Origin of the sequence: Kitasatospora sp. MAA19 (genome assembly GCF_029894125.1) — a bacterium.
Classification (GTDB): domain Bacteria; phylum Actinomycetota; class Actinomycetes; order Streptomycetales; family Streptomycetaceae; genus Kitasatospora.
The window spans coordinates 177,261-194,341 of record NZ_JARXYZ010000013.1 but is presented as its reverse complement, the minus strand read 5'-3'; the positions used below and the strand labels follow the sequence as shown (position 1 = coordinate 194,341).

19 protein-coding genes are annotated in these 17,081 nt (G+C 73.8%); 5 read left to right on the top strand and 14 right to left on the bottom strand.

Annotated elements, in window-relative coordinates:
• Window positions 1–17: 17 nt before the first annotated feature.
• Window positions 18–545 carry a MarR family transcriptional regulator gene (locus tag P3T27_RS21530; RefSeq protein ID WP_280680802.1) on the top strand — a complete coding sequence of 176 codons (528 nt, stop codon included), beginning with the start codon at window positions 18–20 and terminating at the stop codon, window positions 543–545.
• Window positions 546–728: 183 nt separating this feature from the next.
• Here the strand turns inward: P3T27_RS21530 and P3T27_RS21525 are convergent, their stop codons facing one another.
• Window positions 729–1,163, bottom strand: coding sequence for a VOC family protein (locus P3T27_RS21525; RefSeq protein WP_280680801.1), 435 nt, complete (start codon window positions 1,161–1,163; stop codon window positions 729–731).
• Between the two features lie 201 nt (window positions 1,164–1,364).
• Window positions 1,365–1,622, bottom strand: coding sequence for a hypothetical protein (locus tag P3T27_RS21520; protein WP_280680800.1), 258 nt, complete (start codon window positions 1,620–1,622; stop codon window positions 1,365–1,367).
• A gap of 219 nt (window positions 1,623–1,841) precedes the next feature.
• On the opposite strand from P3T27_RS21520, the gene P3T27_RS21515 reads away from it, so the two are divergent.
• On the top strand, window positions 1,842–2,432 hold the full coding sequence (locus P3T27_RS21515; protein WP_280680799.1) for a hypothetical protein: 591 nt from the start codon (window positions 1,842–1,844) through the stop codon (window positions 2,430–2,432).
• On the opposite strand, the gene P3T27_RS21510 is transcribed toward P3T27_RS21515, so the two are convergent.
• The 3 genes from P3T27_RS21510 to P3T27_RS21500 form a co-directional block, all read right to left on the bottom strand.
• Window positions 2,420–3,493 carry an LpqB family beta-propeller domain-containing protein gene (locus P3T27_RS21510; RefSeq protein WP_280680797.1) on the bottom strand — a complete coding sequence of 358 codons (1,074 nt, stop codon included), beginning with the start codon at window positions 3,491–3,493 and terminating at the stop codon, window positions 2,420–2,422. The two genes, P3T27_RS21515 and P3T27_RS21510, sit on opposite strands and share 13 nt — an antisense overlap.
• A 111-nt stretch (window positions 3,494–3,604) precedes the next feature.
• Window positions 3,605–4,111 carry a GNAT family N-acetyltransferase gene (locus P3T27_RS21505; protein ID WP_280680796.1) on the bottom strand — a complete coding sequence of 169 codons (507 nt, stop codon included), beginning with the start codon at window positions 4,109–4,111 and terminating at the stop codon, window positions 3,605–3,607.
• Between the two features lie 44 nt (window positions 4,112–4,155).
• Complete coding sequence (locus tag P3T27_RS21500) at window positions 4,156–4,626, bottom strand: nuclear transport factor 2 family protein (RefSeq protein ID WP_280680794.1); 471 nt, start codon at window positions 4,624–4,626, stop codon at window positions 4,156–4,158.
• Between the two features lie 100 nt (window positions 4,627–4,726).
• On the opposite strand from P3T27_RS21500, the gene P3T27_RS21495 reads away from it, so the two are divergent.
• A complete protein-coding gene (locus tag P3T27_RS21495; protein ID WP_280680792.1) occupies window positions 4,727–5,296 on the top strand; it encodes a TetR/AcrR family transcriptional regulator in 570 nt (189 codons plus the stop codon).
• Between the two features lie 11 nt (window positions 5,297–5,307).
• On the opposite strand, the gene P3T27_RS21490 is transcribed toward P3T27_RS21495, so the two are convergent.
• Window positions 5,308–6,576 (bottom strand): ROK family transcriptional regulator, encoded by a 1,269-nt coding sequence (locus tag P3T27_RS21490; RefSeq protein ID WP_280680790.1) that lies wholly within the window; start codon window positions 6,574–6,576, stop codon window positions 5,308–5,310.
• Window positions 6,577–6,868: 292 nt separating this feature from the next.
• Window positions 6,869–7,732, bottom strand: coding sequence for a chitosanase (locus P3T27_RS21485; protein WP_280680788.1), 864 nt, complete (start codon window positions 7,730–7,732; stop codon window positions 6,869–6,871).
• 424 nt (window positions 7,733–8,156) lie between these two features.
• On the opposite strand from P3T27_RS21485, the gene P3T27_RS21480 reads away from it, so the two are divergent.
• Window positions 8,157–8,999, top strand: coding sequence for an HAD family hydrolase (locus P3T27_RS21480; protein ID WP_280680786.1), 843 nt, complete (start codon window positions 8,157–8,159; stop codon window positions 8,997–8,999).
• Window positions 9,000–9,109: 110 nt separating this feature from the next.
• On the opposite strand, the gene P3T27_RS21475 is transcribed toward P3T27_RS21480, so the two are convergent.
• Window positions 9,110–10,318, bottom strand: coding sequence for an alginate lyase family protein (locus P3T27_RS21475; RefSeq protein WP_280680784.1), 1,209 nt, complete (start codon window positions 10,316–10,318; stop codon window positions 9,110–9,112).
• A gap of 186 nt (window positions 10,319–10,504) precedes the next feature.
• On the opposite strand from P3T27_RS21475, the gene P3T27_RS21470 reads away from it, so the two are divergent.
• Entirely contained in the window at window positions 10,505–10,690 is a 186-nt protein-coding gene (locus P3T27_RS21470) for a hypothetical protein (protein ID WP_280680781.1), read from the top strand.
• Window positions 10,691–10,743: 53 nt separating this feature from the next.
• Here the strand turns inward: P3T27_RS21470 and P3T27_RS21465 are convergent, their stop codons facing one another.
• The 6 genes from P3T27_RS21465 to P3T27_RS21440 all read right to left on the bottom strand — a co-directional run bounded on the left by P3T27_RS21465 (window position 10,744) and on the right by P3T27_RS21440 (window position 17,080).
• Window positions 10,744–12,021: a DUF5685 family protein gene (locus P3T27_RS21465; RefSeq protein WP_280680779.1), complete on the bottom strand. Its 1,278-nt coding sequence runs from the start codon at window positions 12,019–12,021 to the stop codon at window positions 10,744–10,746.
• A 130-nt stretch (window positions 12,022–12,151) separates the two neighbouring features.
• A complete protein-coding gene (locus tag P3T27_RS21460) occupies window positions 12,152–13,195 on the bottom strand; it encodes a hypothetical protein (protein WP_280680777.1) in 1,044 nt (347 codons plus the stop codon).
• Window positions 13,192–14,124, bottom strand: a complete 933-nt coding sequence (locus P3T27_RS21455; protein WP_280680849.1) for an ABC transporter ATP-binding protein — start codon at window positions 14,122–14,124, stop codon at window positions 13,192–13,194. The genes P3T27_RS21460 and P3T27_RS21455 overlap by 4 nt, the downstream gene beginning before the upstream one ends.
• Window positions 14,125–14,187: 63 nt before the next feature.
• Window positions 14,188–14,595: a GntR family transcriptional regulator gene (locus P3T27_RS21450; RefSeq protein ID WP_280680774.1), complete on the bottom strand. Its 408-nt coding sequence runs from the start codon at window positions 14,593–14,595 to the stop codon at window positions 14,188–14,190.
• A 96-nt stretch (window positions 14,596–14,691) separates the two neighbouring features.
• The gene (locus P3T27_RS21445; RefSeq protein WP_280680772.1) at window positions 14,692–16,074 is read right to left on the bottom strand and encodes a DUF2079 domain-containing protein; all 1,383 of its coding nucleotides are present in this window, start codon (window positions 16,072–16,074) and stop codon (window positions 14,692–14,694) included.
• 211 nt (window positions 16,075–16,285) lie between these two features.
• Window positions 16,286–17,080 (bottom strand): LuxR family transcriptional regulator, encoded by a 795-nt coding sequence (locus P3T27_RS21440; protein WP_280680770.1) that lies wholly within the window; start codon window positions 17,078–17,080, stop codon window positions 16,286–16,288.
• Window position 17,081 lies beyond the last annotated feature (1 nt).

The window sequence follows — 17,081 nt, the reverse complement described above, 5'->3', positions numbered from 1 at the left end:
CTTTGTAGACTCCTTCCATGGCACCGCACCCCCATGAGCGACCGACCCAGCCCCGCGACCGGACGGACGGCCACGTCGAACGCTGGCTGCCGGTGCTGCCCCACCTCGACCCCGACATCGAGGGCGCCGTCACCCGGATGTCCGAGCTCACCCGCCACCTCGGCCGCGTCCGCGAACAGGGCGTCGCCGACTACGGCCTGCAGAAGCACGAGTTCGACACCCTCCACGTCCTCGCCGGTCGCGGCGGCCGCGCCGCTCCCTCCGACCTGCGGGCCGACCTCAACCTCGCCCCCGCCTCCGTCACCGGCCGCCTCGAAGCCCTCGAACGCCGCGGCTTCATCGTCCGCACACCCTCCACCGTCGACCGCCGCAAGGTCGACATCGCCCTCACCGAGAGCGGCCGCGTCGCCTGGCGCGAGGCCCTCGGCGTCGTCGGCCGCGAGGAGCACCGCCTCCTCGGCGTCCTGACCGCGGACGAACGCCACACCCTGGCCGACCTGCTGCGCAAGGTGCTGCTCGCCCAGGAGGCCTCCGCGGCGGAGTGACGGCGGCTCCTGGTCGCCCCTCGGGGCTCCACTCCCGGTGGCGGGCCCCGGGGGCGGCTGCGGCTCGGTCGGCGCCCTCCAGGCTCCCAACCTGGCCTCCGAGGTCACCGCCGCCGGCAAGACCTGGGCCAGCTACAACGAGACCCTGCCTCGCCGGCTCGGAGGATGCTCATCGGAGGATGCTCAGTCGAGACAGAACTCGTTGCCCTCGATGTCCTGCATCGCGATGCACGACTCGTTCTCGCCGTCGGCAAGCAGCACCTGCACGCGTACCGCGCCGAGCGCGACCAGTCGTGCGCACTCGGCTTCGAGCGTGGCGAGGCGCTCTTCACCCACGAGCCCGGTGCCGACCCGCACGTCGAGATGCAGCCGATTCTTGACGACCCTGCCCTCGGGAACGCGCTGGAAGTACAGTCGCGGGCCCACGCCTGAGGGATCACTGCAGGCGAACCACGAACCCTGATCCTCTGCAGAGCGGGAGCGGTTGAAATCGTCCCAGGTGGCGAACCCCTCCGGTGGCGGCGGTGCGACGTACCCCAACACCTCGCACCAGAAGCGAGCGACGCGCTCGGGTTCTGCGCAGTCGAAGGTGACTTGGAACTGCTTGATCGATGACATCGGCGCACCATAGCAGGAGGGCTCTGTTGCTCGTCCTCCGGTAGGCGTAGGCATGTTGACGGAGGATGGCCCTTGAGTGCCACTGCTGTGCCGTGCGGTCGCAGGGGGTGACCCGATGTCGATGCCTCCGCCCTGAGGAGTGTCGATGCAACGAAACGCGCCCCGCCAGCAACAGGGAACTGGCGGGGCGGACTTGCTGAACTACAGGACGTCCTCGCGGTGCTTGTCGAACCAGCCCGCTGCGGTCACAAAGGTCCTGTTGCCGCTCCCGTTGACCCAGGTCCAGGAGAGCGTCGTGGGCGCCGACTCCGCGGTGGCGGTGTTCGCGTGGTGACTCGGGTGGTCCCACCAGGCGTCCGTACCAGCCGAACCGGCCGGGGCCGTGGCGGCGAATGCCTGGCCGCCACCGAGGCCGAGCAGCGCAGCTGCCGCTACGCCGATTACTGCACGCTTGATCACTATGGTCCTCCAAGGACTCGAAGGGGTCGGTGATCGCACTACAACAGTCGCCGGTAGACGAATGATCAACGCCGACCACGAGACCGCCCTGAGGGGTCCTTGAACGAAAGGAGCAGGCCCCGCCCGAAGGCGGGGGCCCAGGTCGTTTCCGGACCGGGTGGTGTCCGGGCGCGACGCGGGAGGTCGACGGGGGTGGGGGGAGAAGGTAAGGATGGGGGTGTGCGATTCGAACGTGTGCCGATGCCGGCGGGGGTGGGGGAGCGGCCCCGGGACGGCCGGGGCTACCCGGTGCCGGCGATCACGCCGTGGCACGGCGGTGAGCCGCAGTTCGCGCTGACGGACCACGGCCGCAGCGCGAACTGTGCGCTGGAGCGCCGGTGTTCGGTGTGCGGGGGGTTCATGGCGCGGGGGCCCGTGTGGCGGGTGGTGGGGGCGGCGGAGAGCGCGGCGATCGCGGGGGTGCTCGCCGAGGGGCGGCCGTACCGCAACCTCGCGCCGACCATGGAGGGGCCGGGGCATCGGGCGTGCATGCTGTACGCGGCGATGGTGTGCCCGTACCTGGCGCGGCCGAACGCCCGCAGGGGCGTGACGGCGGACGGGGCGGACGCGGTGACGGCGGCCGCCGTGCGCGGCGCGGTGCGGGGCGGCGCGGGCGCGGTGGTCGGGTTCGGTGACTACGAGTACGCGGTCACCGAGACCCGGGTGCTGTTCCGCTTCCTCGACGTGGTCGAGTTCCTGCCGCACGAGTCCGCCGACGAGCATCTTCCCGAGCTGCGCGCCGAGTTGGCCGCCGGGGACTACGGCCGGTAGGCGGGGAGGCCCTTGACGGTGGAGACCTGGGTCGGGGCGGCGGAGCCGTCGGCGGGGAGGGTGCTGACGCCGTCGGGGGTGCGGGCCGCGATGGTCTTGCCGTCGGGGGACCAGGCGGGTTCGGTGTAGTCGGTGGTGGCGCCGGGGGTGAGGTCCTTCTCGTTCCTCTGGTCGAACTGGGTGGAGCGGCTGAAGAGGTGGTCGTGCCCGCTCACCGAGCGGACGAAGACGACGTGCTCGTCGTCGGGGGAGAGGGCCGGCTGCGAGCCCTTGCCCATGTCGCGGGCGGCGGGGCGGATGTAGTCGTCGTAGATGTAGACCTCGTTGGCGGGGGTGTTGGCGTAGGCGATCTCGCCGTGCCGGCCGCCGGCGTTGGCCCAGGTGTTGCCGGTCCGGGGCGGCTGCGGCAGGTTCGGGTTGCCGCCTTCCGAACTGTGCGGGGTGAGCACCTCGGGGGTGCCGCCGACGGCCTTGGCGGGGATCGTCTCCAGGCGCAGGACGCCGCCCTTGGCGGCGGCGAAGACGATGTTCTTGAAGCGCTCGGTGGCCTCGGGGAGGGAGTCGTCGCCGGGGTCCTTCGCCGCGTGCTGCCAGCTGGGGTGGGACCAGGTCTCGCCGCCCGGGTTCTTGGCGACGGTGGTCTTCCTGGTGCCGTCGGGGTTGGTGACGACGAGGTCGCCGTTGCCGTCGACGAACGCGGCCTTCGTGCCGTCGGGGGACCAGGCGAGGTCCCGGACAACGGTGCCGAAGTCGACGGTGGTGCCGTTCATCGCGACGGCCTGGGTGCCGGTGCTGATGGTCAGGCGGTTGGCGGCGGTGGTGCCGTTGGCCTCCTTGGCGCCCGGGGCCGGGGTGCCGCCGCCGGCCGAGGGGGAGCCCGGGGGCGTCGAGCCGCCCGGCGCCGCGGTGCCGGGAGCGGAGGTGCCGGGAGCGGAGGTGGCCGGGGCGGCGGTGGGATCCGAGCCGGCGTTGTCGGGGCCGCAGGCGGAGAGCAGGACGGCGCCGACGGTGGTCATCAGGGCGATCGCGGCGGCGGTGCCGAATCTGTTGCGTACGGACATTCCAGGTTCCCCCCTCGGCTGCGTTTCGCATTCGGCCAGGAGCGTCCCAGCGCGAGGTCAGCGACCGGTGTGCGCGGTGTCACAGTCGTGGAACAACACCCTTGCTAGGCCCTACCCGGGATGGACCTCGGTGCGGAACGTGCGCAGCCCGCGCTTGTGGTAGTTGGGCAGGGCGTTGGGGTGGTCGTTGGTGTTGGTGCACAGCCAGACCCGGAGTGCGGTGCCGGCGCCGATGGGTTCGGTTGCCCAGGCCTGGCGGAGCGCGAGGGTCAGCGCGTAGCCACCGAGGCCTCGGCCGACCATCGCGGGCAGCAGTCCGAAGGTCGTGATCTCGACGTCCCCGCCGGGGTGCGGTTCGAGCGCGACGATTCCGGCGGGTTCGCCGTCGTGGGTGAGGAGCCAGCTCTGGCGCAGCGGGTGCTGGGCGCGGTGGGCCGCCCAGTCCTGCTCGGTGCGGCTGGAGCTCTTCCAGCCGTGCGGCCTGCCGACCTCGGCCTGCACGGCCTGCACGGCGGGGGACGTGGCGTCGGCGCGGAGCAGGGCGAGTGCGGGGACGGGCGGGGCGGGGCGCAGGTCCTCGGGGGCGGTCATTTCGAGGTAGGTGACGGTCTTTGCCATTCCGTCAGGCTACGGCCGACCGACGACAGGCTGGGGCGCGGTGCTCAGAGGCCGAGGTCGGTGAGGCCCGGGTGGTCGTCGGGGCGGCGGCCGAGCGGCCAGTGGAAGAGGCGTTCGTCGGCGGTGATCGGCAGGTCGTTGATGGCGGCGTGGCGGTGGGCCATCAGGCCGTTCGGGTCGAACTCCCAGTTCTCGTTGCCGTACGAGCGGTACCACTGGCCGGAGTCGTCGTGCCACTCGTAGGCGAAGCGGACGGCGATGCGGTCGCCGTCGTACGCCCACAGCTCCTTGATGAGGCGGTAGTCGAGTTCGCGGTGCCACTTGCGGGTGAGGAAGTCGGCGATCTGCTCGCGCCCGGTGAGGAACTCGGTGCGGTTGCGCCAGCGGCTGTCAGGGGTGTAGGCGAGGGCGACGCGCCGGGGGTCGCGGGTGTTCCAGGCGTCCTCGGCGGCGCGGACCTTCTGCCGGGCGGTCTCCCGGGTGTACGGGGGCAGGGGAGGGCGTTGGTCGGACACGGGATCTCCTCGGTGCGGCGGAGCCGGTGGCGAGAACGGTCGTTCTCGCCATATCGGCTACTCTAGGAGAACCATCGTTCTCACGCAAAGGGCACGGCAGATGGAGCAGCACGACCCGCGGGACCGGATCCTCGACGCGGCCGAGGAGCTGTTCTACGGGCAGGGCATCCAGGCGGTCGGCATGGACGCCGTCCGGGCGGCCTCCGGCATGACGATGCGCCGCCTCTACCAGCACTTCCCGTCCAAGGACGACCTGGTCGAGGCGTACCTGCGCCGCCGGGACGGGCGCTGGCGGGCGAACCTCGCCGTCTACGTGGCCGGCGCCGCCGTCCTGCCGCGGGACCAGCTGCTCGTTGTCTTCGACTGGCTCGGCCGCTGGTTCGCCGAACCCGACTTCCGCGGTTGCGCGTTCGTCAACTCCTTCGGCGAGCTGGGCGCCGTCTCGCCGGCGGTCGCGGCGACAGCCAGGCACCACAAGGAGGAGTTCAACGCCTACCTCGCCTGTCTGGCCGAGGCCGCCGGGGCCCAGCCCGCCACCGCCGTCCACCTCGCGCTGCTCGCCGAGGGGGCGATGACCACCGCCGCCGTGCACGGCGACCCGAGCGCCGCCGCCGATGCCAAGGAAGCCGCCCGCGTCCTGCTGGACGCCGCCCGGCCCGCCCGCATCTGACGGTCGGCCGGTTAGGGTCTGGCCGGTGCGGGGGCCGTGCGCCGCTCGAACACCTCGGGCCGCGCCGTGTCCAGGGCCGTGGCGACGGCGCCGAGCAGGACGGCGTCCTGGCCGAGCCGGCTCGCCTCCAGCCGGGGCCGCAGCGGGGACCGCTCGTGCAGCGCCTGCTCCAGCGGGCGCAGCAGCAGGTCGGCACTGCGCCCGATGCCGCCGCCGAGGACGACCACGTCCGGGTCGAGCAGTGCGGCGACGACGGCGAGCGCGTAGCCGAGCCGGTCCACCTCCTGCCGGACGGCCTCGATCGCCGCCGGCTCGCCGTCCCGGGCCTGGGCGAACACCTTCTCGGCGGTGAGCGGCCGCCGCATCCCGAGGTCGAGGGCGGTGCGCACCACGGCGTCCGCGGAGACGGTCTCCTCCAGGGTGGAGCCGGTCGTGCCGGTGTTCCAGGTGGCGGTGGTGCAGTCGGGCAGCCGCATCAGTCCGAGTTCGCCGGCGGCGCCGTGCGCCCCGGTCAGCAGCTCGCCGTCCTTGACCACGCCCAGCCCGAGACCGGTGCCGACCAGCAGGTAGACGAAGAGCCGGCTGCCCGCGCCCGCGCCGTAGGTGTACTCGCCGACGGCCGCGAGGTTGGCGTCGTTGGCGACGGTGACGGTGGTGCCCAGGCCGTCGGCTATGCGGTCGAACAGGCCGGGGCGGCCCCAGCCGGGCAGGCTGGCGGCGAGTCGGACGCTGCGCCGCCGTTCGTCCCAGACCCCGGGCGAGCCGGCCACCGTGTGTGCGACGGCGGTGGCCGGCAGGCCCGCCTCGGCGATGGCCTCCCGGGCGGCCGCCACGACGGCGTCGGCGACGGCGTTGGCCGAGCGGCCCCGGTTGGGCAGGTCGCGGCGGGCGACGATGTGCCCGGACAGGTCGGCGACGGCGACCCGCAGCCGGGCCCGTCCGATGTCGAGTCCGAGGACGTGCCCGGCGGTCGGGTCGGTCTCGTACAGGACGGCGGTGCGGCCGCGCTCGGGCGCGAACCTGCCGGCCTCGCGGGTGAGTCCGGCGAGTTCGAGGGTGGCCAGCGCGGTGGAGACGGTGGGCTTGGACAGCCCGGTGTCGCGGGCGAGTTGGGCCCGGGAGAGTGGGCCGTACCGGCGCAGCCGCTCCAGCAGGAGCCACTCGTTGTTGCTCCGCAACCGCTGCCGGTTCCACGGCTGTTGCCCATGCCCTGGCAGTGGAGCGGGGGTGGCGGGCTGCGGCGGCCCGTCCGTGGCCGTGGTCCGTCCTGCTGCGCTCATTCGGCCGATCGTAGGGTACCCGTCAGTCGACGAACGAGGCCGGGCCGTGCGCGGATCGGCGGGGCCGAAGGCGAGCTGCCGGTGGCGCGGGGCTGAACGCGGACCACCGCCACCGGTGGGGCGGAACGCGAACCGCCGGCGGCGGCGGGGAGTCCCGGCGCCCTGCCGCCACCGGCGGTCGGATCGCCCGGCGGGGCCGCGTTCCCCGGGGTGGGGGAGTCCGGGGAGCTGGGCCGCGTCGGGCCGGGGTCCGGTCCCACACACCGGACCCCGGGCTTGGTGGAGGAGGTGGCTAGTTGATGGTGTAGCTGGAGCCGAAGGCGGTGACGTTGAGCGGGCCGTCCAGGTTGTAGTTGCCGGTGGCGGCGATCCGGCGCAGGCACTCGACCCGGTCGACGGACTTGCGCCACTCGTCGGCGGTGGAGGAGTTGGCAGGGTTGGTCAGGTCGTCGACGCGGACGTCGAAGAAGGCGTTCAGCCAGATGTTCTCGCCGGCGCTGGACGGCGAGCCGACCTTGGCGTCGGTGCGGCTGATGAGCGCGGGCAGGGCGTCGTACTCGCCGCCGTTGCCGTGCTGGATGGAGGCGTCGTACAGCTCGGCGCGGGCGAGGGCGGTGGTGAGGCCGAGCTGGTCGGCCTGGTTCATGGCGGGGGTGAAGTAGCGCTGGTCGACCTGGTCGTCCTGGACCTGCCGGAAGGTGGCGTCCTCGGCGGCCTGCTTCCAGGCGGCGATGTAGTCGCTCTCGGGCAGGCCGCTGGTGTCGCCGCTGCCGGCGGCGGCCAGGCGCTCCAGCTCGGGGATGAAGCGGGCGAGCGGGTTGTCGGGGGCGACGGCGGTGTAGGCGCGGACGACCTTGAGCGCGTCGCCGTCGTTGGTGGTGAAGCCGGCCCGGCCGGCGGTGACGCCGCGGCCGTCGTTGATGTTCTCGGCGTAGCCGTACTGGAGCTCGGTGGTGCTGTTCTCGAAGATGCTGATCAGCTGGTCGGCGCGGCGGTGCTGGTCGGGGGTCAGTCCGCCGGCGGCCACCTTCTGCACGGCCGCGGCGGTCGCCGCCGTGGGGGTGGCGGAGGCCGAGGTGGCGGCCCAGGCCGGGCCGGCGGCCAGGGCGGCCGCCGCGGCGACGGCGGCGAGGCGTCGGGTTCGGGAAACTCGCATGGGTGTGCTCCGATCTCCGGGGCGGTGGCGCCGGAGGCAGTGGGGGGGATGGCGCGCCGATCGACCGGGCGCCGTGGGGGCGCAAGAGCGCGAGCTCGCGGCAGCAGAGTACGGTCTGCGGCCGGCGACGGTCTATAAGGTAAGGAAAGTTTCCTAATAAAATTGCGCCGGGTTCGGAGGGGGCGTCCGGTCGTCGCCGAACCGGCCGTGCCGGTGGTACCGTCCGAGCGTCTGGCGACGTCGGCCCGGCCACCGCCGGGCCCGGCCCGCGAGCTCCCTGCACCGCCGAACCGGGCGCCCCGCTCGCACGCACACACCGCGTGCCCGCCGCGTGCGCACCGCCCGCGCCGTACGCGCGCGCACCGCACACGCCCCAGCGCCCGGCCGCCCCCACCGAACCCCGACCGGCACGGAGCATCGACCCATGGGCATCATCCCGAGCACCATCCCACCCACCGTCACCCCGCTACGGCCGCCCCGCCTGGTGGCCACCGACCTCGACGGGACGATCGTGCGCGGCGACCGCACCGTCTCGGCCCGCACCGTCGCCGCCCTCGCCCGGGTCGAACGGGCCGGCGGGCTCGTCGTCCTGGTCACCGGGCGACCGCCGCGCCTGATGGGCGAGATCGCGGCGGCCTTCGGCCACCGGGGCGTCGCGATCTGCTCCAACGGCGCCTTCGGCTACGACATGCGCACCCGCGCGGTGATCGCCGAGAACCCGATCCCGGTCGACGTGCTCGGCGAGAGCGCCCGGCTGCTGCGCGAGGCCGTGCCGGGCATCGGACTGGCCGTCGAGTACGCCCAGGAGCTGGCCGGGGACGCGCAGTACGAGGCGGGCGCCTGGGATGCCGACACCACCGTGCAACGCCTGGACGACGCACGGCTGTTCGGCCGCCCGGCGCCCAAGCTGATCGGCCGCCACCCGGAGCTGTCCGCGGACGAGCTGCTGGCGCTGGCCCGCCCGGTGCTCGGCGACCTGGTGACCGTGTACCACGCGAACGGCGAGCGGCTGGTCGAGGTCGTCGCGAAGGGCGTGAGCAAGGCCGCCGCGCTCGGCGACCTGGCGCGACGGCGCGGGATCGCCCGCGAACAGGCGGTCGCGTTCGGCGACATGCCCAACGACCTGCCGATGATGGCCTGGGCGGGCACCTCGTACGGCGTCGCCAACGCCCACCCGGAGGTGCTGGCCACCGCGGACCACGTGATCGGCAGCAACGACGAGGACGGGGTGGCCGCCGTCCTGGAGGCCCTGTTCCCCGAGGGGTGAGCCGCGCGCGGAACGGACGTTCCTGGAACGTCCGTTCCCGGGCGGGGCGCAGCCGGAACGGTGGTTCCGGGCGGGCGCACGCCCGGAACCACCGTTCCCCGCCCGGGCGGTCAGGGCGCGTTGGTGTGGGTCAGAGTCTCCCATCCGATGAAGTAGTTGGCCCCGAACGGGCTGTGCGCGGCCACGTACTGCTCGGTCTGCGGCATCGCGAGGCCCTCGCGCAGGTGGTACTCGTTGTACGCGAGCTGGACGGCCGGGCCGAGGCCGGTCTTCACCGAGCCGTCGCAGAGCCAGTCCGGCACGTCCGCCCCGTTGTCGTAGGCGGCGTGGAACTCCAGCGCCTTGACCAGCCGTTCACGCCCCTCTCCCCACAGGTCGAGGCCCTGCAGCCGGGCGGTCTCGGCGGTCTGGGCGGCGGCCTCCAGGCCCCAGCCGGTGTGGCCGAAGTCGCGACAGGTCTCCTGCGACAGCCCGTCGACGAAGGTGGACTGGCCGGACCAGTACGTGACCAGCGCGGACTCGCCCTCGATCCCGGCCTTGGGCGGCGGCACCGGCAGGTCGCCGTCGGAGGCGAGGTAGACGTAGGCGGGCAGGCGTTTGCGCCACATGCCGGCGGCCTGGTCGAACAGGCCGTGGTCGTCCAGGAAGACCGCGATCCCCATCAGGGCGTCGGTCTCGATCAGCTCCCAGTTGCCGTTCTTGCGCGGGCTGCCGGGGGACAGCAGCGGCACGTAGACGGTGCGCAGCATGGTGGCGAAGCGGTCGATCGAGGCGGCCGACCAGCCCGCGCCGGAGTAGCGGATCAGTTCGGCGGCCCGGGACCAGTTGTTGCCCGACCAGCCGGTCTGCAGCGGGGCGTTGCTGTTGGTGTGCTCCTGGATCACGGCCGACCAGGCGTCCATGATCTCGATGGCCTTGTCGGCGTACCGCTGGTCGCGGGTGAGCGCCCACTGCAGGGCGTCGGCGTAGGCGGCCATCGCGTCGTCGCGCTCGTCGGAGCAGCCGTTGTTGGGGCTCGAGCTGGAGCCGCACTCGACGTTGGCGCGCGGCCGGGGCTTCCAGTCCGGTGCGGCGTACTTGCTGGACTGCAGATCCGCGAAGGCGGACTTCCAGGGCTCGGCCCCGGCGTCCATTTTGCCCTTGACGAAGGCGAGTTGCTGGTTGCCGACCAGCACGCCCGGGTGCTGGAAGGCGGCCGCCCGGGTGTGCTGGGCGGGTTCCGCCGCCGCGCCGGTGGCTCCGGCCGGTGCGCCCGCGAGCGGCAGCAGGGCGGCGAGCGCCGCCGCGGCGATCAGTGTCCTGGTGGTGCGACGACCCATGGGAGGTCCTCTCGTGGGGGGAGGAGGTCGTGCTCTGATGTCAGGTTAGGAAAGTTGCCTAACATGAGAATTGAACCATTGGCTCATGGACACGCCAAGAGGCTGCAGATGAGGGGTGGCCGCGTCCGCACGCCCGGCCGCGGTGTGTTTATCGCCTGTTGATCGCCAAGGCCTAGCCTCGGGCCCATGAACGAGATGGTGGCCGAGTGGCCGGGGGCGGCGGCGCCCGAGGGGCGGATGACGGAGCAGGACGCCGGGCGGTTCCGGCAGTTGCTGGCGCGACTTGAGGGCTCGCTGGCGGCGGACCGGGCGGCGGCCCGGGTCGCGGACCAGGCGGCCGGCCGGGCGGCGACGGCGGGGCCCGATGCCTGACGGGCCCCGCCGCCGCCCGGTGGTCGTGAGGCCGCCGGAGGGCTGACGCTGCGTCAGCAGTCGCACCCACAGTCGCAGCCGTCGCAGCAGTCACAACCATCGCAGCCGTTGCAGCAGTCGCACCCGTTGCACCCGTCGCAGCAGTCCGGGCAGTCGCAGTCGTGCCGCTGGCACCAGCCCTCGCGGCGCTCCCGGCTGAACGGGTCGTTGTGGTCGCAGCAGAGCAGCTGGCAGCTGCAGGCCATCAGCGCCCACACCGCGCAGCCGGCCAGCAGGTTGCGCGGCCGCGGCGGCTTCTCGCCGATCGGGCCGAAGCCCGGGCCCTGCGGCACCCACGGCGGGATCGGCGCCTGGCCCGGGTCCTGGCCGGGCGGCGCCTGGCGCGGCGGCGCGTCGTTCGGGTGCTCGCCGGCCGCGGAAGCGGCGGGCGAGCCGGGCCCGGCGTTCCGGGTGCGGCAGGCGGTGGTGTGGGCGGCCGGGCCGAAGACCCGGTCGACGGCCCGCTCGGTCTCGTGCGCGAGCAGCAGGTGCACCAGGGCCCGGTCGGTGAGTTCCACCTCGCGCAGCGCGAGCCGGATGCCGTGCACGGCGTCGCGGCAGAGGCGTTCGGCCTCGGCGCGGTCGGTGCCGGTGGCGGTGAGCGGGTTCCAGGCGCCGGCCTCGGCGTCGGCGGCCTGGTCCTCGGCGGCGTCGAGGAGGTGGGCGAGTCGGCCGAAGAGTCGCCCGGCCTCGGCGAGCGGGGCGGCGTTGCCGGGGCGCCCGGCGAGGACGGCGGTGTGCGCGAACGCGGCCGAGGTGGCGGTCTCGGTGGGCTCGGTGACCAGCAGGACGGAACCGCCCGGCGCCAGTGACCGCTCCAACGCGCCCTGCCGGGCGGCGGCTTCGAGCAGGACGCCGGTGTCGAAGCCGATCGTCGAGGCGCTGCCGGCGCTCTGCCGGTCCCATCGCCGGGTGACCGCCCGGGCCCCGGCGGCGACCGGGCGGCGGGCGAAGACGCCGTCGCGGTCCTCGACGTGGTCGCGGATCTTGACCGAGGCGAGGGCGAGCGAGACGGCGGCGGCGAGCCGGGCGCCCTCGCCCCTGGCGACGGAGGCGGTGCGCATGCCGCGCAGCGGGCACGGCCCGGCGGTGCGCCGCCAGGAGGCGTCCTCCCGGGCGGCCTGGGCCTCGACCAGGACCGAGATGATCAGACCGTCGTAGTTGGTGGCGGTGCGGGCGAGTTGGCCGTGGTCGTCGCGCAGGGCGAGGCAGAGCCCGCACAGGTGCGCCATCCACGAGCTCTGGAGCCGCTCGGACAGCCGGTGCCTGCACGGTCTGATGATGCCGAACATGATTCCCCCAAGCCCTGGCCTGCGGCCGCTGACCGGCCCAGATCCGCCGCACATCATATGATCACCGCCCCTCCCGGGCCGAGGGGGCGGGAGGGGCGGAGGCCGTCGGGAGGGGGCGGACCCTGGGAGCTCAGGCCCGCCGGGTCGCCCGCAGCGCGTGGCCGTCCCGCCGTGCCCGGTGGAAGACCAGCGCCAGCGCCGCGGCGGTGAGCGCCACCAGGAGCCCGGTCTCGACGAGTTGGATCGGTACGAAGTGGTCGGCAGGGTGGTACTCGATCCAGCTGTGGGTGGTGCTCGCGCAGCGCTCCCAGTGGCCCCGGCAGGAGTCCGTCGAGACCCACCGGCCGTCCGCGAGCACCGGCCCGCGGTCGACCAGCCACGCGTTGTGGGGCTGCCAGCCGTTGAGCGGGACCACCTCCTTCACCGTCGGGTAGAAGAAGGGGCGGGTCCACCGGACCAGGCCGTGGGCGGCGGCCACCAGGACGCCGGTGACCAGGATCGCGGCCACCGTGCGGCGCAGCAACTGCCCGACCAGCAGGCCCAGCGCCAGCGCGAACAGCGACCAGGCGACCGGCACCACCCCGAGGACGGGGTAGGTGAAACTCTGGAACGGCGGATCGAAGGCGACCGGGCCGTGCGCGATGTCCACCCACCACACCCAGGTCATCAACACGGCGAGCACCCCGGCGGCGGCCAGCGCCACCAGTCCGGGCAGGGCGATCCGCGCGCCGAGCCAGCGCAGCGGACTGACGGACTGGGTCCAGGCCAGGCGGACGGTTCCGCGCTCGTACTCCTGGGCCAGCAGCGGGGCGCCGACGAACATGCCGAGCAGCAGCGGGACGGCGGCGGCGGCCGGTTGGAGCCACTGGGTGTACACCACGGAGCGCCTGTCGATGGGGTCGATCAGGGACCAGCAGTTGATCGTGCTCCAGCTGTCGGAGTCGTGGCAGCCGGCCCGGTCCAGATCGTCGACCATCTGCTGGAGGGAGAAGTGGAGCCAGAGCAGGGTGGCCGAGGCGAGGACCAGCAGGCCGGCGATCGCCCACAGCGTGATGCGGCTCTGGCGCCAGGTCAGCCAGAGCAGCCTGCCCCGGCGGCGCCGGGTCGGCGGCTCTGGCGCGGCGGGCGCGGCGGGCGCGGCGGCGGCGCGCTCGGTCAGGACGTCGGTGGTCATGCGGCGATCCCGTTCTCGGTCGTCTGCGCCTGGGCGGCCGGCCCGGCGGTGGCCCCAGCGGTGACCGGGGCGGTGAGCGGGGCCCGGAGGTAGCCGAGCAGCAGCTCCTCCAGGCTCGGCCGGCCGCCCTCCCACGGGCCGTCCAGCGGTTCCCCGGTGCGGACCAGCACGTCGACCCGACGGCCGGTGGAGCGCTGCTCGACCAGGACGCCCGTGGGGAGCGCGGTGCCTGCCGGGCCGGTGAGCAGCTGGTGCCCGTCCAGCAGGTCCTCCAGGTCGCCGCAGAGGCGGACCCGCCCGGACTGCACCAGCAGCAGGTGGTCGATGACGCCGTCCAGCTCGGGGAGGAGGTGCGAGGAGAGCACGATGGTGGTGCCGCGCTCGGCGGCCTCGGCCATCAGGGTGCCCATCAGCTGGTGCCGGGCGAGCGGGTCGAGGTCGGCCATCGGCTCGTCGAGCAGCAGCAGGTCGGGTCGCTTGCCGAGGGCGAGCGCGAGGGTGACCCGGGTGCGCTGGCCGCCGGAGAGCGAGCCGATCTTCGCCTTGGGCCTCAACTCGCCCTGGTCGATGATCTGCTGGGCGAAGTCCTGGTCCCAGGCCGGGTTCAGCTCCTGGCCGAGCCGCAGCGTCTCGGCCACCGTGAAGCCGGGGTAGAGCGGCTTGTCCTGGGCCACGTACGCGATCCGGCCGCGCAGGTCGTCGGTGGTGGACGGCTCGCCGAACACCCGCAGCTCACCCTCGGTGGGGGTGAGCAGGCGGGCGGCGATGCCGAGCAGGGTGCTCTTGCCCGCGCCGTTGGCGCCGACCACCCCGCAGATCCGCCCGGCCGGGACGGCGAAGGTGCAGTCGCGCAGCGCCCAGTCGCGGCGGTACCGCTTGCCCAGGCCGTCGGCCGCCAGCGCCGCCGGTGCCTGCGGTGCTGCCGGTATCGAAGGCGCCGCCGATGCCGGCGGCGTGTTCGTCGGGTTGTTCACCCGGTCCCCCCAGTGTCCTTAACTCGGTGTTGCCGGGGAGACCCCGGTGTCGAATCGCTGTTCCAGGACGGAGGCCATCAGCGCGGAGATGTCCTCACGCTCCAGCCCGGCCTCCCGGGCCCGGTCCACCCAGCCGACCAGGTCCGCGCGCAGCGGCCCGTCGGCGGCCGCCTCCGGCCGGGCGAGCGAGCGCCGGACGAAGGTGCCGAGCCCCGGCCGGGGCTCGACCAGGCCCTCGCGTTCCAGTTCGCGGTAGGCCTTCAGCACGGTGTTGGGGTTGATCGCGGTCAGCTCGACCACCTCCCGTGCGGTCGGCAGTTTGTCTCCGGGCTGGAGCAGCCCGAGCCGCAGGGCCTGCTTCGTCTGCTGAACGATCTGCTGGTACGTGGAGACCCCGCTGCGCCGCTCGATGCGGTACTCGATCACACGCGATTCGACCTTTCACTAGTCCAATAGTGGAATGGTGGCGCAAGGCGGTGCGCGGGTCAAGCCGGACCGGGGGGTGCCGGGCGGTGCGGACGATCAGGGCCGGCGCAGCAGCAGGAGGTCGTCCGCGTCGATGACCCGCCGGTAGCCGCGTCGCTCGTACTCCGTCAGCATCCGGTCGGTGGCGGCCGTCGCGCACGGGGCCTGCACGCTCGGGTCCGTCCGGTCGGCGACCACCCACTCGGGCCCGGGCCCGGTCGGCTCCTGGCAGACCAGGGTGACGGTGTCCCGGCTGGTCAGCTGTGCGGCGAGCCGGTTGGAGGCGGCGACGGTCGCGCCGTCGGGTATCGAGTCGAGCACCGCCCGGACGTGGGTGAGCCGGGCGGAGGTGCGCCACGCCTCGGGCATCACCACCTCGTGCAGCGGATAGACCGGCACGGTCACGGCCGCCACCAGGGCGGCGGCGGTGAGCGCGCGCCGCGCCCGGCGCGGGTCGGCGCGGGTGAGGGCGTCCACCAGGGCCGCGATCACGAGCGGCATCAGCACCGCGCTGTAGTGGTAACTGACGCCCCAGTAGTGCGGGTTGGCCGAGAACAGTCGCCAGGCCAGGGTGGGTGCGCAGAGCAGGATCAGCGGCGAGCGCAGCCCGAGGAAGCCGGCGGTCGCGGCGAGCAGGAACAGCAGCAGCCACTTGACCGGGGGCCAGCCGATCCGGGCCGCCAGCGACCAACCGGAGGACTGCCCGCCGCCGTCGAGCTGCTGCCAGTAGTCGAAGCCGCCGTGCGGGTTGAACGAGGGCAGCACCACGAGCATGGTGAGCAGGGTGGCCGCGACCCCGACGCCCGCGAGCGCGAGTCCCGGCAGCGGGCTGCGCCGGTCCTGCCGCGACTGCCAGGCGATCAGCAGGCCGACGGCGGCCACGGTCAGGCCGAGGTCCTCCTTCACCAGGAGCAGCGGCAGCGACCACAGCGCAGCGGTCAGGTGCCGGCGCCGGCCGAGCGCGGTGGCCGCGAAGGCCAACAGCGGGACGGCGAAGGCGATCTCGTGGAAGTCGTCACTGGCGGCCCGGACGATGCCCCAGGACACCCCGGTGACGCACCCGATGACCAGCGCGACCCGCGGCCCGCCCACCTCGTGCGCCCACCGGGTGAGCGGCACGACCGCCAGCGCCATCAGCAGCGCCTGCGCGACCAGCAGGGTGACCGGACTCGGAAACACCCGGTAGGCCGGGGCGAGCACGGCGATCAGCGGGTGGAAGTGGTCCCCGAGCAGGTGGTACCCGGGCCCCTTGAGCGGCACGATCGGCGCCTGGCCGTGCGCGTAGGCGCGGATGGCCTGCTCGAAGATGCCCAGGTCGTAGGCCTTGGTCAGGCCGCGCCGGTGCCGGTTGACGGCGACGCAGGTGTAGAGCGCGGCGAATCCCGCGGCCAGGCCCCAGGCCAGGGCGGCGGGTCGGCGTGACGGGGGGAACAGGCGCATGGGCAAAGTACCCTTTCACTATTCGATTAGTGGAAGGGTGATGGAAGGAGAGATCGCCGTCAACTCCGGTCCGGCTGCGCCGACCGGGCCTGTGACCTGCCCGAATGCGGTCCGTCAGACGGTTGCCGAAGGCCCTCTGGAGTGGGGCGGGATCCGGTGGGGCGGGTTCGGTGCGCCTGTGGTCCGAGCGTCGTGCGCTGCCGGGCGCGCGTCAGTGGGCGGGTTCGATGCCCCAGGCGGCCGCTCGGGCGGCGGCGGCCGCGCGGTTGGGGAGGTCGAGCTTGGCGAGGATGTGCTCGATGTGGGTCCCGACCGTGCGCGGCGTGATGTACAGCCGCTCGGCGATCTCCCGGTTGGTGCGGCCGGCGGTCAGTTCGGCCAGCACCTGGAGCTCCCGTGGGGAGAGCCCGCCAGGCCGCCGGGCGGCCGCGGCGGGGCCGGCGGGCTTGGCGGGGCCGGCGGCGGCGACCTCCTCGGGCGGCGGGCCCGGGTGCGGGGCGACGGCCGCCGCGAGGGACTCGGTGAGCAGGGTGACCACGGCGCGCGCCGGATCGGACGAGCGCCGCGGTCGACGGGTGCTGACGTTCAGCATGCCGACGTACCGGCCGTCGGCGGCGAACAGGCACTGGGCCACGCCGTCCTCGATGCCGAGGGGGGACAGCACCTGCTGGAACCCCGGGGACGCCGCCAGGAGCTGCCCGGGGACGTCCCTGAGCCAGAGGCCGCCCCGGGCCGGGCTGCGGAGCACGGGGAACACCGGATCGTGGTGGAGGCGGGTCTCGATGTAGGCCGTGGCGTCGTCCGGGTAGCTGCCGGCCAGCGTGGTGTGGCGCCGACGCAGCGGATCCCAGCGGGCCAGGGAGGCGTGGTCGTAGTCCACCACCTCCGACAGCGCCGCCAGGACCGCGTCGACGCCGGTCGCGCCGCTCGTGGCGCTCCTGGCGGCCGCACGGACGTGGAGGGCCGCGTCCAGGATGTCCGCCGTGCTCCGCTCCGCTGCCATCATC

Coding starts and splice junctions, on each gene's coding strand:
- P3T27_RS21480 (WP_280680786.1), top strand. CDS start 8,157: ATGGGCATCATCCCGAGCACCATCCCACCCACCGTCACCCCGCTACGG.
- P3T27_RS21485 (WP_280680788.1), bottom strand. CDS start 7,732: ATGCGAGTTTCCCGAACCCGACGCCTCGCCGCCGTCGCCGCGGCGGCC.
- P3T27_RS21470 (WP_280680781.1), top strand. CDS start 10,505: ATGAACGAGATGGTGGCCGAGTGGCCGGGGGCGGCGGCGCCCGAGGGG.
- P3T27_RS21495 (WP_280680792.1), top strand. CDS start 4,727: ATGGAGCAGCACGACCCGCGGGACCGGATCCTCGACGCGGCCGAGGAG.
- P3T27_RS21530 (WP_280680802.1), top strand. CDS start 18: ATGGCACCGCACCCCCATGAGCGACCGACCCAGCCCCGCGACCGGACG.
- P3T27_RS21475 (WP_280680784.1), bottom strand. CDS start 10,318: ATGGGTCGTCGCACCACCAGGACACTGATCGCCGCGGCGGCGCTCGCC.
- P3T27_RS21460 (WP_280680777.1), bottom strand. CDS start 13,195: ATGACCACCGACGTCCTGACCGAGCGCGCCGCCGCCGCGCCCGCCGCG.
- P3T27_RS21490 (WP_280680790.1), bottom strand. CDS start 6,576: ATGAGCGCAGCAGGACGGACCACGGCCACGGACGGGCCGCCGCAGCCC.
- P3T27_RS21440 (WP_280680770.1), bottom strand. CDS start 17,080: ATGATGGCAGCGGAGCGGAGCACGGCGGACATCCTGGACGCGGCCCTC.
- P3T27_RS21465 (WP_280680779.1), bottom strand. CDS start 12,021: ATGTTCGGCATCATCAGACCGTGCAGGCACCGGCTGTCCGAGCGGCTC.
- P3T27_RS21445 (WP_280680772.1), bottom strand. CDS start 16,074: ATGCGCCTGTTCCCCCCGTCACGCCGACCCGCCGCCCTGGCCTGGGGC.
- P3T27_RS21505 (WP_280680796.1), bottom strand. CDS start 4,111: ATGGCAAAGACCGTCACCTACCTCGAAATGACCGCCCCCGAGGACCTG.
- P3T27_RS21510 (WP_280680797.1), bottom strand. CDS start 3,493: ATGTCCGTACGCAACAGATTCGGCACCGCCGCCGCGATCGCCCTGATG.
- P3T27_RS21525 (WP_280680801.1), bottom strand. CDS start 1,163: ATGTCATCGATCAAGCAGTTCCAAGTCACCTTCGACTGCGCAGAACCC.